A 13,424-nucleotide genomic window follows, 5' to 3' on the forward strand; every position below is an offset into this window, starting at 1 on the left:
TACCAGCCATGACCGCGCAGAACCCGATCCCCGTCGTCCTCGCCACCACGATGGTCACCGAACAGTGGGACCTCGAACTGCCCGACACCGTGCTCGTCCAGTCGATCATCGTCAAGCTGATCGCCACCCCCGGCATGCCCTTCCGGGAGCAGGACGACAACGGCAGGCGAGTGCCCTACCGGCTGATGTGGCGGGAGGGCGACCGCTTCCTCAACGAGACCGAGACGCTGGCCGGCGCCGGGGTGCAGCCGCACGACACGCTCGTCATGACCCGGCAGGCCCGGGCCGGCCAGGCGGCCGATGCCCGATGAGCCTCGACGAGACGGGCTTCACGATCTCACCGGTGCGGCGGGAGCTGCCGCAGGACCGTCCACCGCCGCTGGACCGGTTCCTGGAGGCCGGCCCGGGCCTGCGCCTGGTGGTGCGCGAGCGGATGCTCAACGGCATCCGCATGCAGGCCGGGGCCAGCCCGACCAAGGAGATCGGGGGCGTCCTGGTGGGGCGGCACTACCGCACCGGCGACCGCTACCTGGTCGAGGTCGACGACTACGTCGCGATGCCGAGCCGGGACAGCAGCGCCTCGCACTTCGAGTTCGACCAGCGGTCCATCCGGGCGATCTTCGAACGGCTGGAGAAGAGGCCGGACCAGTACGTGGTCGGCTGGTACCACTCGCACACCTTCGGCGACCCCTTCATGTCGGACCTGGACCACCGTCTGCACCAGGACCACTTCCCCGAACCGTGGTACGTCTCCTGCGTGGCCTCGATCGGTTCGCGGGGCCGGTCGGCCGGGTTCTGGCGGATGCGCGGCGCAGAGCTCGTCGAGATCAACGACTACGAGCTCGCGGTGGCCACGGGAGGCGATCCGGCGTCGGCGCAGAAGAGGTACCTGGCCTCCTGCGGACTGCGGGAGCAGCAGGACGGCCCGCCCGCGCTCGCGGAACTGCTGCCCCTGCTCGGCATGCCGACGGACGGCGCGGTCGCCCGCCTGTTCCACGAGCTCGCCGAGGACCGGGCGGAGCAATCCGGCCTGGCGACGGTGCGGTTCCTGGTCCGCGCGGCGAAGGCGGTGTCCGCCGATCCCCGGGCCGTCACGGACCTGGAGGAGTTCGAGCGCCGACTGGCCCGGTTCAGGCGGCCGTCGGACGTCCTGACACCGCTCGCCAGGGCGTCCGGGCTGCGCGGCCTGATCTCGATCGGCGGCACGGACTACTGCGCCTACTCCCTGGACAAGCAGAGGCTGCAACGACTGGACCTGACCTCGCTGTACACCTTCTCGGTGCGCGCCGAGGCGCCCCCGGTCTGTGTCGCCCACGCGCCGGACGGCCACGTCTGGGTGCTGACCGGGTCGGGCCTGATCCGGTTCCCCGTCATCGACACCGCCGCCCTGCGGAAGGGCGACCTCACCTTCGAGGTGAACGGTGCCGACCTGCCCGACACGGACGGTGCCCCGGAGCAGATCGTGCCGGTCGAGGACGGGCTCTGGCTGCGCTCCGCCTCGACCTGGTACCGGTACGAGTGCACCGCCGGGCCCGAGGGGAAGATCGTCCTTGCCGCCCGCGCGTCCGGGCCGCTGCCCGGCCCCGGGAGCGTCTTCGTCGGCGACAACGGCTTCGGAGGCCCGCTCGCGCCGCCCGTGCTCCTCGCGAACGAGGAGGGGACGCTGCGGACCTGGAAGGCGGTGGAGGACGGCTGGGCCCCCTCGGCCGCCGCCGAGCTCCCGCGGCCCTGGAACGGGAAGCCGGTCGTCCAGGCCGCTGTCAGCGGCCTGGGGTGGCACGTGCTGTTCGACGACGGGGGAGGGCGCGAACTGTGCCTCTTCGATCTCCACACCCTCGAACTGGTCCACCACGTCGTGTGCGAGGACGAGGACGACCGCATCACCGGGATCAGCGGGGACGGCTCCGGAAAGGTCTACCTGCAGACCGAAGGGGTCCTCCACCGTGGCTGACCCGCGCACCGGGGAACCGGCCGGGGCCCGCCTCGGCCGGCTCGCGGAGGCGTTCGCCGGCACCATGGGCTGGGCCGGTCCGCCTGCGCCGGCCGTGTCCGCGCAGGGCGAGGAGCCGTCGCACCCCGACCTCGACGCGCACCTGTCCACGCTGGAGCGGGCGTTGGCGGACGACCGCCGGACGGATCTGGCGTGGTGGCGGTCGCTCGCGGACGCCTGGTACGCGTGCGGGTCGCCGGGGCTCGCACTGAGGTGCGCCCGGCACGCCCGTGAGCTCAGGACGGACGGAGCGGTGGCGTGGGAGGACATCGCCGCGCTGGTCCGGCTCGAGGCACGCATCTGCGCGGAGGGCGAACCGCCCCCGCGGCAGGCCCTGCCCTGGCCGATCGGCCCCCGGGACGCGGATGCGGGCCTCAGGCGCCTCAACGCGATCCTCGGTGACGCACCGCTGGAGCCCTGGCAGAACCGGACCTTGCCGCTGTCCCGGATCGCGTGGGGACTGCCCCGGGCCGAGGGGGAGTTCACCACCTGGCTGGCCCATGCCTTCCACTACCTCGGCGAGCCCCGGATCGTGGTCGAGCAGGTGCTGCTGGACATCGCCGCCCGCGGGATCGCGGTACGGAGCACCCACCGACGGGAGTTGCTCGTCCTGGCCGGCCTCAGTCTGCAGCGCGTGGGGGACCGGCCGGGATCCTACGCGTGCTTCCGCCTCGCCGTGGGAACCGACCGGGTCCCGGAGCGGAGCGAGCGGGAGCTGAGCCGGGACGAGGAGGTGCTCGCGGAGGGCGCGCGGGAGCTCGGATTCCTCAAGGACATCACCCTGGACCCGCGGTCCGCCGACGGCGAGTTCGCCGTGTTCGACGGCGGGCTCCGGCTGGTGGCCTGGCTCCTGGAGAACGACTCCGCCGGATTCGTGCCCGACTTCCTCGGGAATCTCGGCGGTGGCCCGCTGGGCATGCACCACAACGCCCTGCGGCGGCAGGTGGCCTGGGCCGCCCGGGAGAGCGGCTGGTTCCGGGCACCCAGGATGCCCGTCCCGCCGAATCCCCGAGGTCCGGTCCTGGGCGGACGCCCGCGGCGCGTGGCGATCGGCACCGTGGACCGGATCGGAGGCCGCCCCCTCCGACCGGCCCGGCCACCGGCCCGTGGCGGCACGCCCCGGCCCTCGTCGACCGCGCCCCGGGTCGACATCCCGATCGGGATGACCGACGGCGGTGGACAGGCCGTGCTGCGGGTCGGGGAGGGCAGCAGGGTCCTGCTCCTCGGGCCGCCCTTCGAGGGGCGGGTACTGGCCCGGGTCGGAGCCCACCTGGCCGCGGCCGGCTGGACGGTCCTGCTGGTGCGGCCCGAGCGCTCGGTCGAAGCGGGCGTCAACGACAGGTGGCACCGGCTGGACACGACCGGCAGGCGCGGGGCCGACCGGCCGTGGGCCGGGGAGATCGCACGGTCCGCCGCGATGCGTGCGACAGTCCGGTCGGTGCTGGCCGACGGTCTGCCGCCGTGCCCGGATCCGGCCGCCGCGGCCTGCCTGGAGCCGGTCGTCGAGGCACTGGAGGACAGCACCCGGTCGGTGTGGAGGGACTCGGCGGAGAAGGTCCGCGAGTTCGCGTGCGCCGCCGTCGACAGCGCCGCCGGCCTGCGCTACGACAGGGCGCTGGACCTGCGCCGCGCCGTGTTCCTGGTCGACCGGGTGGAGCTCGCGGTGCGCGCCGTGGCCCGGGCCCTGTCCTTGGCCTGGGCGACTCCGCCCCGGCCGCTCCTGGGGGCGGGCATGGCGGCGTGCCTGGAGGTCCCGGTGGGCGATCGGCTCACCGCGACGCTCCAGCTGGCCCTCTGCGTCGAGACCCTGCTGGCGGACGCCGACCGGCCCGCGGACCCGCCGTCCCCGAGCAGCGCGGACGAGGACTTCATGTCCACTCCGCTCGCCTTCAAGCGCCGCGAGGAAGCACTGGACAGGGAGATCATCGAAGCGGCCAAGGCCGCGGAGGAGCGCACGCCCTCTCCCGAACCGTCGTCCCCGGCGGGGAGCGCCAGCGGCGGCGACCGCCCTCGGCCGTCCCGGCTGTGGAGGCGCGGCGACGCACGGCGGTTCGGCAGCCCGCCCGGCGTCTGCGTGCTGATCGACGCGGCGGTGGAGGCGGACCTGCCGGCAGCGCTGGTCGGGCCGGGGCGGCACGCTCTGGTCGCCTCGGCCGTCGAGCCGACCGCCGCCGCGCTCGGTGCGGTCCGGGGCTTCGACGAGCTGCTGGTCGGCGCGCTTCCCCGCGAGCGCGTCGGGCTCGTGGAGATCGCGGCAGGAGCCCGACTGCACAGCCTGTCCGCCGATCCGCCCGGACTCGGCGGCGCAGCACACTTCAGGATGTCCGAAGGCAGGGAACAGGGCCCGAGGTTCGTCGTCTGGCCCACGGAGCCGGCGGGTTGGGGAGCGGCATGAGCGAGTCGAGCGAAGCGTACGAGGAAGGTCTGGAGGCCCTCGACTCGGGCGACCCGGTCCTGGCCATGCAGTCCTTCACCGAGGCGATCATCGAGGACGGTTCGGCGTGGGAGCCCTACTACGCCCGGGCCTACGTGTTCATGCAGGACGCGGAGGACCTGGACGAGGAGGTCCTGGAGCTGGTGGCCGCGGACCTGGACCGGGCACTGGAGATCAACGGCGCCGCCTCCGACGCCGCGGCGCTGCGCGCGGAAGTCGCCCTCAGACAGGGCGAGCCCGAGGAAGCGGTCCGTTACCTCCTCATGGCCTTCGGCCGCAGCACCCAGCAGACGGAGGTCCGCCGGCGGTTGGCGGAAACCCTGCACGGCCTGCTCGGTGACGTCGAGTCGGGCCGGGGAACGGAAGAGGCCGACACCGGCCTCTGCGACCGTCTCGACCGGATGCTGGAGGTCTCCACGCTGCCCGCCGTCGTCCGCGACGGCCTGCGCGCCGAGGTCCTCGCGGCCAGGTCCCACCGGTGGCAGCTCGCCGGCGACTCGGCCCGCTCGCTGGCCGATCTCCAGCTGCTCGCCGGCCTCGTACCCGACCACCCCCGCCTCCCGGCCACGCTCCCCGCCGCGCGCCCGCGTGACGCGGGCGCGGTCGGCCCGGCCTCGCAGGAGCCGGCCTTCGACACCGTGGGCGGCATCGACGGAGCGGATTCCTTCAGCTCCGAGCTGCGCAAGATCTTCGACGTCTACCTCGGCGACCCCGATGTGGGGGAGACGCGACGCCGCCTCGCCGAGTTCGGCCAGCCGGCCACCCGCTCCCTGCTGCTCTTCGGTCCCTCCGGCTGTGGCAAGACCTACGTCGTGCGCGCGTTCGCGGGGGAGTACCGCCGTCGGCACGGACGGGAGCTGCCGCTGTTCCGCCTGCGCATGGAGGAGATCTACGGCAAGTACGTCGGCGAGAGCGAGTCCAGACTGGCCGAGGCGTTCGACCGGGCCCTGAACGCGCAGCCCTCCCTGCTGTTCTGCGACGAGATCGACGGGCTCGGCATGAACCGGGAGTCCATCAGCCAGGACTTCCGCCAGGAGTTCGCCGGCCACTTCCTGCAGCAGGTGGACCGGCTCAAGGAGCAGAACGCCGCGCTGCTCTTCTTCGGCTGCACCAACCGCCTGTGGTCGGTGGACCTCGCGCTGCTGCGCCGCTTCGACCGGGTGATCCCGGTGGAACTGCCGAACGAGTCCACACGGGTGGAGATCTTCCGGATCCACCTCGCCCGGGTCGCCCAACGGCTGTGCTCGCCCGACATCGACGTCGCGGCCCTGGCCCGGCACTCGCACGGCCTGACGCCGGGCGACATCCAGAAGTCCGTCTCCCGGGCCGTCGACAACCTGCTCGTGGGTTCGGACGGTGGCGCGGACGCCGTACTCGGCCAGGAGGCGCTGATGCGCGCCCTCGACGAGGAGAAGAAGGGGCAGGGCCGGATGCACCTGCAGCAGTGGGTCCGGGAGTCGCGGGCCGCGCTCACGAGGATCGGCCAGGACACGATGGCCACCGATCTGGACCGCAGGTACGGGCCGTACCTCGATCCGCTGTCCGCCGAGCGGCAGAACGGTGTGGTGCCCCTGGACGCCTGGACGGAGGAGCCCTCGCTGGACCTCTCGTTCCTCCGGCAGCTGGGCGGGTGAACCGATGGACGGAATCAGTGAGCTGATCGCCTACCTGCTGACCGACAGGACCCACCGTGGTGTGCTCGTCCTGGGTTTCGACGGCACCGCCCGGCTGCTCGGACATCCCGACCACCTCGGGTTGACGGAGACCCTGGCGGGCGACAGCTACGCCAATATCGCAGGCCCCGTGGCCGGCTTGACCAACCGGAACGCCCTGGTGAGCGACGCCCTGGACTTCGCCAGGAGCATCACCGCGCCCGTCGGCAACATCGATCTCAGGGCGATCGAAGTTGTCGCCGGCCTGCTCAATTCCGGCCGGCTGAGCTGTGTGATCGCGGGTGACCCCGGCCTGAGGCTGTTCAGTACCCTGCAGAACGGTGTGGACGACCTCGAGCAGATCTCGTTGGAGACCCACTCGCGGGAGTCCATCCGCTCGGCCTTCCGTCGCGGCGGCAGGTCGAGGCCGCTCTTCGTCGACATCGGCGCGGCGCTGCTCACCGACTACTGGAACAGTCTGAAGAAATCGCAGTCGGAGGACCTTCGCAGGCTGAAGACGCGGATCACGGACATGGAGACGGAGCTCAAGGAGTACCTGAAGGACTACCGGGACGTCTACTGTTGGGGATGGTGCAGCAAGAACGCGCCGCTGCACTGGATGGTCCCCGATACGCACGATCTCACCGTTCACCGCATCGGACGGCACACGGTCTTCGACGACTTCCAGGCCAATCCGCTCTTCGAGTACGAGGAGGCCGAGGGAGGCGAGGAAGTTCGCGTCATGGCGAACGGGGGTTGGTTCGAGAGGGTCGCCGACGCCTTCAACCAGGCCTCGATGCCGCTGCTCGGCTCCGTGGCCGCCACCCACGGCCGCGGGGCGGGTGCCCTGTGGCGCCCGCGCAGCTCCCCGGTTCAGCCGATGCTGGCCCGGGCCGAGCTGGACGATCTCGCCAGGCACCAGGAACAGCGCGAGATCAGGATCGTGGGTGTGGAGAGCGAGCAGGTGCGTCGGAGCGCCGCGGAGTGGCTGGATCGCGAGCTGGCCGTGGGCGGCGGGATGACCGTGCGGAAGGAGGGCGGACATCTCCGAGAACTGCTGATCGCCCTGACGGCTCAGCTCGCCGGACCCGTCGAGCAGCATGTGATCGGTTGCTACACCGGCGAGTTGCCGGCCGAGGGCGACGATTCCTGGCGAACGCTGCTGGAGAATGCGGCCGAGCTCTGGGTGGAGGAGTGCCGACGCAGGAGCAGCTGCCGTCTGACGCTGTTCTGCCCGACCTGGATGTCGCAGTGGGCGAGTGAACAGTGGCGTGGTGAGGGCGTGTTCGCGCAATCCCACTTCCGCCGCTACCAGAACGTCAAGCTGTGGCTCGGTGACAGCCTCGACCAGAACGACCTGTCGGCCGACAGCGCCTCCCTCGACAGGTTCGCGAGAGACATCGCGGAACCGGCGGCGTCGGGGCACGCGGTTCCCCCCGGCTTCGAGGAGGAGGCGCTTGAGACACTGGTGCTTGACATCGTGCAGTCGGCGCACCCACGCTCGGAGCGCCGGGAGGTCTCGGCGACGGAGTTGGACGACACGTGGAACAACGTGGTCGACAGGTACCTCGAAGCGGCGACCGGAATCGGGCGGATCGGGCACGATGACGAGGACTTCGTCATCGTCCCGAAGTTGCGCGAGACGGACTTCGCGATGAAGATCAGGCCCCGCCCGCCCGTTCAGCCGCCGGAGAACCAGGAGGACGGTGATGAATGACCGGAGCGCAGACCGGTTTCCCGTCCCCGAACGACCGGCGGGACAGCCGGAGGCGGAGCCGTCGGCGCCGGTGACCGAGGAGGAGGTGGGTGCGGAGCTGGAGCAGGGCATCGAGTCGGAGCTGGGCGCCTCGCTCACACTCGTCGCCGACTTCACCGGCACGACGCTCAAGCCGACCGTCAACCTCGACTGGGACCGGCTCGCACGCGGCGAGCTGTCGGTCGACGTGATCCTCCAGAACCGGTTCGGGCCGGAGACCCGCATCCCCGTCCCACTGGGCGAGGCCGCGCGGGACCGGCTCTCCAGCATCGAGCGCTACTACGCCGACGGTACGCTCACCCGGATCAAGGACGTCGAAACCGAATCCTTCGGGGGGATCGGCGGAAGGAGCTCCTCCTCGACCGAGAAGATCAATGAACTGCTGCGCTGGCAGCAGTTCATCGACATGACCGCGGCACTGGAGCCCGAGGACGGGCCGGAGAGCGGGTGGGGACGTCTTCGCACGGCACTGCTGAACCGGGTCGATCTGCTCTACCGGAAGAACTTCGGCCTGCTGAGGGACCAGCTGCGCAACGACAAGACGGGGGCGGCGACCGTCAGCCGGCTGTTCGCGTCCCGCAGCGAGGCCCAGGTCGACATCGCCCTGCGTCTGGTGGCCCTGGAACCCAGCCTGGCCGCCGCGGTTCAGGAGGAGCTGGCCGAGGTCAGCGCCGACCGGACCCTGGGGATCAACTTCCGGCTACGGGCCCTCAACCGACTGTACTCGGCCGCACGGGAACCCGACGAGGAGTAGACCTGCGACCGGCGACACCCGGCTCACCAGATCCGGCGTGACCACTGGTGCGGTTCGACGCCGACGTCGGTGTCGCCGGTCCACTCCTCGCGGTTGGGGTTGTACATCCTCGCCCAGAGGGTGGGGTTGGGCCCGAGGTCCAGGATCTGGTAGCCGCCGGTGGAGTAGCCGCTGGCGCCGATCACCGGCAGGGAACCCAGATGGTCGAAGCGGTGCGGATAGGGCCGTGGGCTGCCGTGCACGACCAGATGGAGGTGGGGGCCGAGGAGCTCGCCGAACAGGTCCGAGTCGGCGATGCGTTCGGTCTCGGGGTGCGCGGGCGAGCCGTGGACCAGGCCCACGCAGAGCCAGCCCTCCGCCCGCCGGCGCTGGGCGAGCGCGGCCAGGTCGTCGAGCTGGAGCCGGCCGAGCCGCGCCCGGTGCTCACCCCGTTGGGACATGCCGGAGTTGAGCACGGCGATGGCCATCCGTTGCGCGGCGAACTCCCGCCAGGCCCACGGGCGCTCCCGGGTGAGCCGGTCGGGCGCGGGCACGGCGCCGAGGCCGTTGAGCGTGCCGATCAGATCGTCCCAGCGCTTCTCCCCGTCCGGCATGAACCAGGCGTCGTTGGGTCCCGGCGCCACCACGAGCTGGTCCGGCGTCAGTTCGAGGGCCGTCAGGAGTCGGCTCAGCGCCAGGCTCCCCGTGCGGTACGCCTCGGTCGACGGCTCGTGCACCAGCCCGCCGGGTATCAGCACCACCTGGGGCTTGAGGTAGCCGTACGTGTCCCGCAGCCTGAGCAGGTCGGCGAGCATGCTCTCGAAGACCTCGGCGTCGTCGGGGCGGGTGAGGACCGCGAAGTCCGGCACCACGAGCACCGTCGCGGACGTGCCGGGCGGAGCGAGGGGCACTCGGTTCGGCGGGACCCGGGATTCGGGCACCGGTCTGTCCTCGGGCGGACTCTCCGCCGTGGTGAGGGTGCCGAGTTCCTCGCCCAGAATCTCCTGCCAACGACCCAGCGTCTCCGAGTCCAGTGCGCCCAGGCTGGTGAGCGGCACGATCGAGAGGGCCCAGGCATCCCGCTTGGCGTCCTGGCGGACCACGCCGACGACCTGCCCGCCCACGGTGACCGCGGCACCGGACATGCCGCTGTAGCGCGAGCCCTCCGGGAGGTACCTCGGCGGCTTCTCCACATTGAACGTCAGCAGACCGCTGTCCCTGGAGTCCTCGGTCGGAATGTCCCCGTACAGGTGCACCCGGGTCCTGACCTGCTCGCCCTGGTCGTCCTGCGTCTGCCCGTAGTGCGGGAAGCCTATGCTCCGGGCATTGCGGACGACTTGGTTGCGCGGTAGCCGCGCGAAGCGGGCGCGCGGGATCCCGGCCGGCCCGTCCTTGAGCTTCAGCAGGGCCAGGTCGATGACGTCCGGATCGCAGGACAGCTCCACGGACGCCTGCCAGGTGTACTTCGGCGCCGCGTCAGGAGACCAGCCGGACTCGTCGGAAGCCTCGTAGCCGCGGACCATGACATCCCCGGACGTCAGGTTGTGGCTGCACGTCAGGACCCAGGGGCCGCCGATCAGATAGCCGGACCCCAGGATCCAGAACTCGCCGTCGTGCTGCGCGGTCTCGACGTAGAGCGGCTGAAAACTCGGAGAGCTCACGTGTGCCGTCTGCTCACTTGGGCAGCGTCTTGGCCCGCTCGGACACCTTGACGGGCTCCCCGGTCGCCGTGACCGGCGCGCCGAGCGACAGCTTGATCGTCTGGACGGACTCCTTCGCGTACTTGCCGGAGGCGCCGAGCGACAGCACGTGAAGCTTGATGCCGCCGTTCGCGCCGCCCTCCTTGGTGATGCCGACCTGCAGCTCGATCTCCACGCCCTTCACCGGGAACTGGAGGGACCCGGGCCTATTGGCCGCGATGGCCTGCTGGAGTTCGAGCTTCAACTGCTCGATGGCCTGGGTCAATCCGATCTGGGTCATGATCCGCTCCCCACCCGTCCGCGACTCGGATGTCCGATGATATTCGATTCCATGAGGGTGCGTCAGGAGTATGCGCGGCTTGTTGCGGGTGCCGCCCGACCGAGTCGGATCCTGTCGTCGAAGCCCACGGCCACCGAGCCCTGCGCGAGATATTTCCATCATTAATGCCAAGGGCTACGGTGAGGCCATGCCCGAGCAGACAGGCCGCAGATTCCAGGACCGGGTCGCCCTGGTCACCGGCGCCGCCAACGGCATCGGCGCCGCGACGGCCCGGCGGCTGGCCGCCGAGGGTGCCGCGGTGGTCGCCGTCGACCTCGACGACGACGCCGGCCGGGCGCTGGTCGAGTCCATCGCCCGGGAGGGCGGACGGGCCGAGTACCGGCACGGTGACGTGTCCGCCGCCGCCGTGTGGGACGCGCTGACCGCACACGTCCAGGACCGCTACGGGCGACTGGACGTGCTGGTCAGCAATGCCTTCACCGTGACCGTCAAGCCGGCTCACGAGCTCACCGAAGCGGAGTGGGACCGGCAGCTCTCCGTCACGCTCAAGGCCTCCTGGCTCGCCGTGCGCGCCTTCGCGCGGCAGCTGCGCACGAGCGAGGGCGCGCTGGTGCTCACCTCGTCGGTGCACGCGCTCGTCGGCATCCCGGGCCACCCCGCGTACGCCGCGGCCAAGGGCGCCCTGTGTGCCATGGGACGTCAACTCGCCGTCGAGTACGGGCCGCAGGTGCGGGTGAACACCGTGCTCCCCGGCCCGATCATGACGGCGGCCTGGGACCGCGTCGACGAGCGGGACCGGGCCGACAGCGTGGCCGGGACCGCCGCGAAGCGCTTCGGCCGACCCGAGGAGGTCGCCGCGGCCGTGGCCTTCCTGGCCTCCTCCGACGCCTCGTACATCACCGGCACCACCCTCGTGGTGGACGGTGGCTGGTCCGTCGTCAAGGCCTCCGCATGAAGGGGAGGGCCGGCTTCGGCCGAGCGGCCGCACACCGGCGAACGGGAGCGAGCACATGAGCCGGCCCCCACGCGGACTGCACGGACAGGCCGTGGAGATCCTCGGCGAGCGGATCGTCCGCGGCACCTACCCGCAGGGGGCCTCGTTGTACCCGGAGCGGATCGAGCACGAACTCGGCGTCAGCAAGACCGTCGTCCGCGAGGCCCTGCGCGTCCTCGCCGCCAAAGGGCTGATCGAGTCACGGCAGAAGCGCGGCACCTATGTGCGTCCGCGCTCCGACTGGAGCCTGCTGGACGGCGACCTGCTGCGGTGGCAGGGCCGGAGCGTTCCGCGCGAGGGCTTCCTCGACAACCTGGCCGAGGTCCGCTCCATCGTCGAACCGGCCGCGGCCCGACTGGCCGCCCGGCGCCGCGACGACGACGACCTGGCCCGGCTCACCGAGGCGCTGCACCTGATGGCCGCGGCCGGCGGTGACGCCGACGCCCTGGTGGAGGCCGACCTGCTCTTCCACCGCACCCTCCTGGCCGCCGCCCACAACGAGTTGCTGACCCGGATGGACGTGGTCATCGAAGCGGGCCTGCGCGTCCGCGACCGGATCGTGCACGGTGCCGAGACCTGGGCCGACCCCCTTCCCGCGCACCGCGCGGTCCTGGAGGCCGTTCGCGCCCAGGACCCCGGCGCCGCGGCCGGGGCCATGGCCGCGCTGCTGACCCAGGCCACGGACGACCTGCACAACCTCATCCGCACGACCTGCCAGGGAGACCCGGGATGAAGATCGTGGCACTGGAGACGTTCCTCGTCCCGCCGCGCTGGCTCTTCCTGCGCGTCGCGACGGACGAGGGCGTCACCGGCTGGGGGGAGCCCGTGGTCGAAGGGCGCGCCGGGACCGTCCGCGCCGCCGTGCACGAACTCTCCGACCACCTGATCGGCCAGGACCCGCTGCGGATCGAGCACCACTGGCAGGTCCTCACCAAGGGAGGCTTCTACCGGGGCGGGCCGGTGCTCTCCAGTGCGGTGGCGGGCATCGACCAGGCGCTGTGGGACATCGCCGGAAAGGTCCACGGCGTCCCCGTCCACCAGCTGCTCGGCGGCCCGGTGCGCGACCGCGTGCGGGTCTACGCCTGGATCGGCGGCGACAGCCCCGCCGATGTCGCGGAGCAGGCCCGCGCCCAGGCCGAAGCCGGGTTCACGGCCGTCAAGATGAACGGGTCCGGCCGGCTCCGGCACATCGACACCCCGGCCCGCACCCGGGAGGTCGTCGACCGGGTGGCCGCCGTCCGCGAAGTCCTCGGCGACGACCGTGACGTGGCGGTCGACTTCCACGGCCGGATGTCCACCGCCATGTCCCGCAGACTGCTCCCGCTGCTGGAACCGCTCCAGCCGCTGTTCGTCGAGGAGCCCGTCCTCCCGGAGCACTCCCGTGACCTGCGCCGCGTGGTCGAGTCCAGCTCGGTGCCGATCGCGGTGGGCGAACGGCTCTTCTCCCGCTGGGACTTCCGCGACGTCCTGGCCTCCGGCATAGCCGTCGCCCAGCCCGATCTCTCACACGCCGGCGGGATCTCCGAGGTGCGGCGCATCGCCGCCCTCGCCGAGACGTACGACGTCGCGATGGCCCCGCACTGCCCGCTCGGGCCGATCGCGCTCGCCGCCAGCCTCCAGATCGCCTTCGCCACACCGAACTTCCTCATCCAGGAACAGAGCCTCGGCATCCACTACAACCACGGCAACGACCTGCTCGACCACCTCCTCGACCCCACCCCGTTCCGCTTCGTCGACGGCCACGCCGCCCGCCCCACCGGCCCGGGCCTGGGCATCGACATCGACGAGCACGCGGTACGACGCGCCGCCGAGACCGGTCACCGCTGGCGCAACCCCGTCTGGCACCACGAGGACGGAGCATTCGCGGAATGGTGACCGACGACCC

Annotated in this window: 11 protein-coding genes; 9 read left to right on the forward strand and 2 right to left on the reverse strand. The window is 71.7% G+C overall.

Annotation, left to right across the window (positions count from 1 at the left end):
• The first annotated feature begins 8 nt into the window (after positions 1 to 8).
• From ACFVUH_RS30180 to ACFVUH_RS30205, 6 genes are all read left to right on the forward strand, one after another.
• Positions 9 to 311 carry an EsaB/YukD family protein gene (locus tag ACFVUH_RS30180; protein ID WP_355366245.1) on the forward strand — a complete coding sequence of 101 codons (303 nt, stop codon included), beginning with the start codon at positions 9 to 11 and terminating at the stop codon, positions 309 to 311.
• Positions 308 to 1,951, forward strand: coding sequence for a Mov34/MPN/PAD-1 family protein (locus ACFVUH_RS30185; protein ID WP_387916506.1), 1,644 nt, complete (start codon positions 308 to 310; stop codon positions 1,949 to 1,951). Before ACFVUH_RS30180 ends, ACFVUH_RS30185 begins: the two co-directional genes overlap by 4 nt.
• Positions 1,944 to 4,385 (forward strand): hypothetical protein, encoded by a 2,442-nt coding sequence (locus ACFVUH_RS30190; RefSeq protein ID WP_387916508.1) that lies wholly within the window; start codon positions 1,944 to 1,946, stop codon positions 4,383 to 4,385. The genes ACFVUH_RS30185 and ACFVUH_RS30190 overlap by 8 nt, the downstream gene beginning before the upstream one ends.
• On the forward strand, positions 4,382 to 6,058 hold the full coding sequence (locus tag ACFVUH_RS30195; protein WP_387916509.1) for an AAA family ATPase: 1,677 nt from the start codon (positions 4,382 to 4,384) through the stop codon (positions 6,056 to 6,058). Before ACFVUH_RS30190 ends, ACFVUH_RS30195 begins: the two co-directional genes overlap by 4 nt.
• 4 nt (positions 6,059 to 6,062) lie before the next feature.
• Positions 6,063 to 7,793 carry a hypothetical protein gene (locus ACFVUH_RS30200; protein ID WP_387916511.1) on the forward strand — a complete coding sequence of 577 codons (1,731 nt, stop codon included), beginning with the start codon at positions 6,063 to 6,065 and terminating at the stop codon, positions 7,791 to 7,793.
• A 70-nt stretch (positions 7,794 to 7,863) separates the two neighbouring features.
• Positions 7,864 to 8,586 carry a hypothetical protein gene (locus ACFVUH_RS30205; protein WP_387916512.1) on the forward strand — a complete coding sequence of 241 codons (723 nt, stop codon included), beginning with the start codon at positions 7,864 to 7,866 and terminating at the stop codon, positions 8,584 to 8,586.
• 23 nt (positions 8,587 to 8,609) lie between these two features.
• Here ACFVUH_RS30205 and ACFVUH_RS30210 read toward each other — a convergent pair whose 3' ends face one another.
• Positions 8,610 to 10,226: a trypsin-like peptidase domain-containing protein gene (locus ACFVUH_RS30210; RefSeq protein ID WP_387916513.1), complete on the reverse strand. Its 1,617-nt coding sequence runs from the start codon at positions 10,224 to 10,226 to the stop codon at positions 8,610 to 8,612.
• Between the two features lie 13 nt (positions 10,227 to 10,239).
• Positions 10,240 to 10,545 (reverse strand): trypco2 family protein, encoded by a 306-nt coding sequence (locus ACFVUH_RS30215; protein ID WP_387916515.1) that lies wholly within the window; start codon positions 10,543 to 10,545, stop codon positions 10,240 to 10,242.
• A 187-nt stretch (positions 10,546 to 10,732) separates the two neighbouring features.
• Here ACFVUH_RS30215 and ACFVUH_RS30220 point away from each other — a divergent pair, with 187 nt between their 5' ends.
• The 3 genes from ACFVUH_RS30220 to dgoD are packed head-to-tail and all read left to right on the forward strand — an operon-like array spanning position 10,733 to position 13,414.
• The gene (locus ACFVUH_RS30220; RefSeq protein WP_387916516.1) at positions 10,733 to 11,500 is read left to right on the forward strand and encodes an SDR family NAD(P)-dependent oxidoreductase; all 768 of its coding nucleotides are present in this window, start codon (positions 10,733 to 10,735) and stop codon (positions 11,498 to 11,500) included.
• Positions 11,501 to 11,555: 55 nt separating this feature from the next.
• Positions 11,556 to 12,272, forward strand: coding sequence for a FadR/GntR family transcriptional regulator (locus ACFVUH_RS30225; RefSeq protein WP_387916517.1), 717 nt, complete (start codon positions 11,556 to 11,558; stop codon positions 12,270 to 12,272).
• Positions 12,269 to 13,414: a galactonate dehydratase gene (gene dgoD / locus ACFVUH_RS30230; protein WP_387916518.1), complete on the forward strand. Its 1,146-nt coding sequence runs from the start codon at positions 12,269 to 12,271 to the stop codon at positions 13,412 to 13,414. Before ACFVUH_RS30225 ends, dgoD begins: the two co-directional genes overlap by 4 nt.
• Positions 13,415 to 13,424: the final 10 nt, after the last annotated feature.

The organism is Kitasatospora sp. NPDC058032 (assembly GCF_042885845.1).
Taxonomy (GTDB): domain Bacteria; phylum Actinomycetota; class Actinomycetes; order Streptomycetales; family Streptomycetaceae; genus Kitasatospora.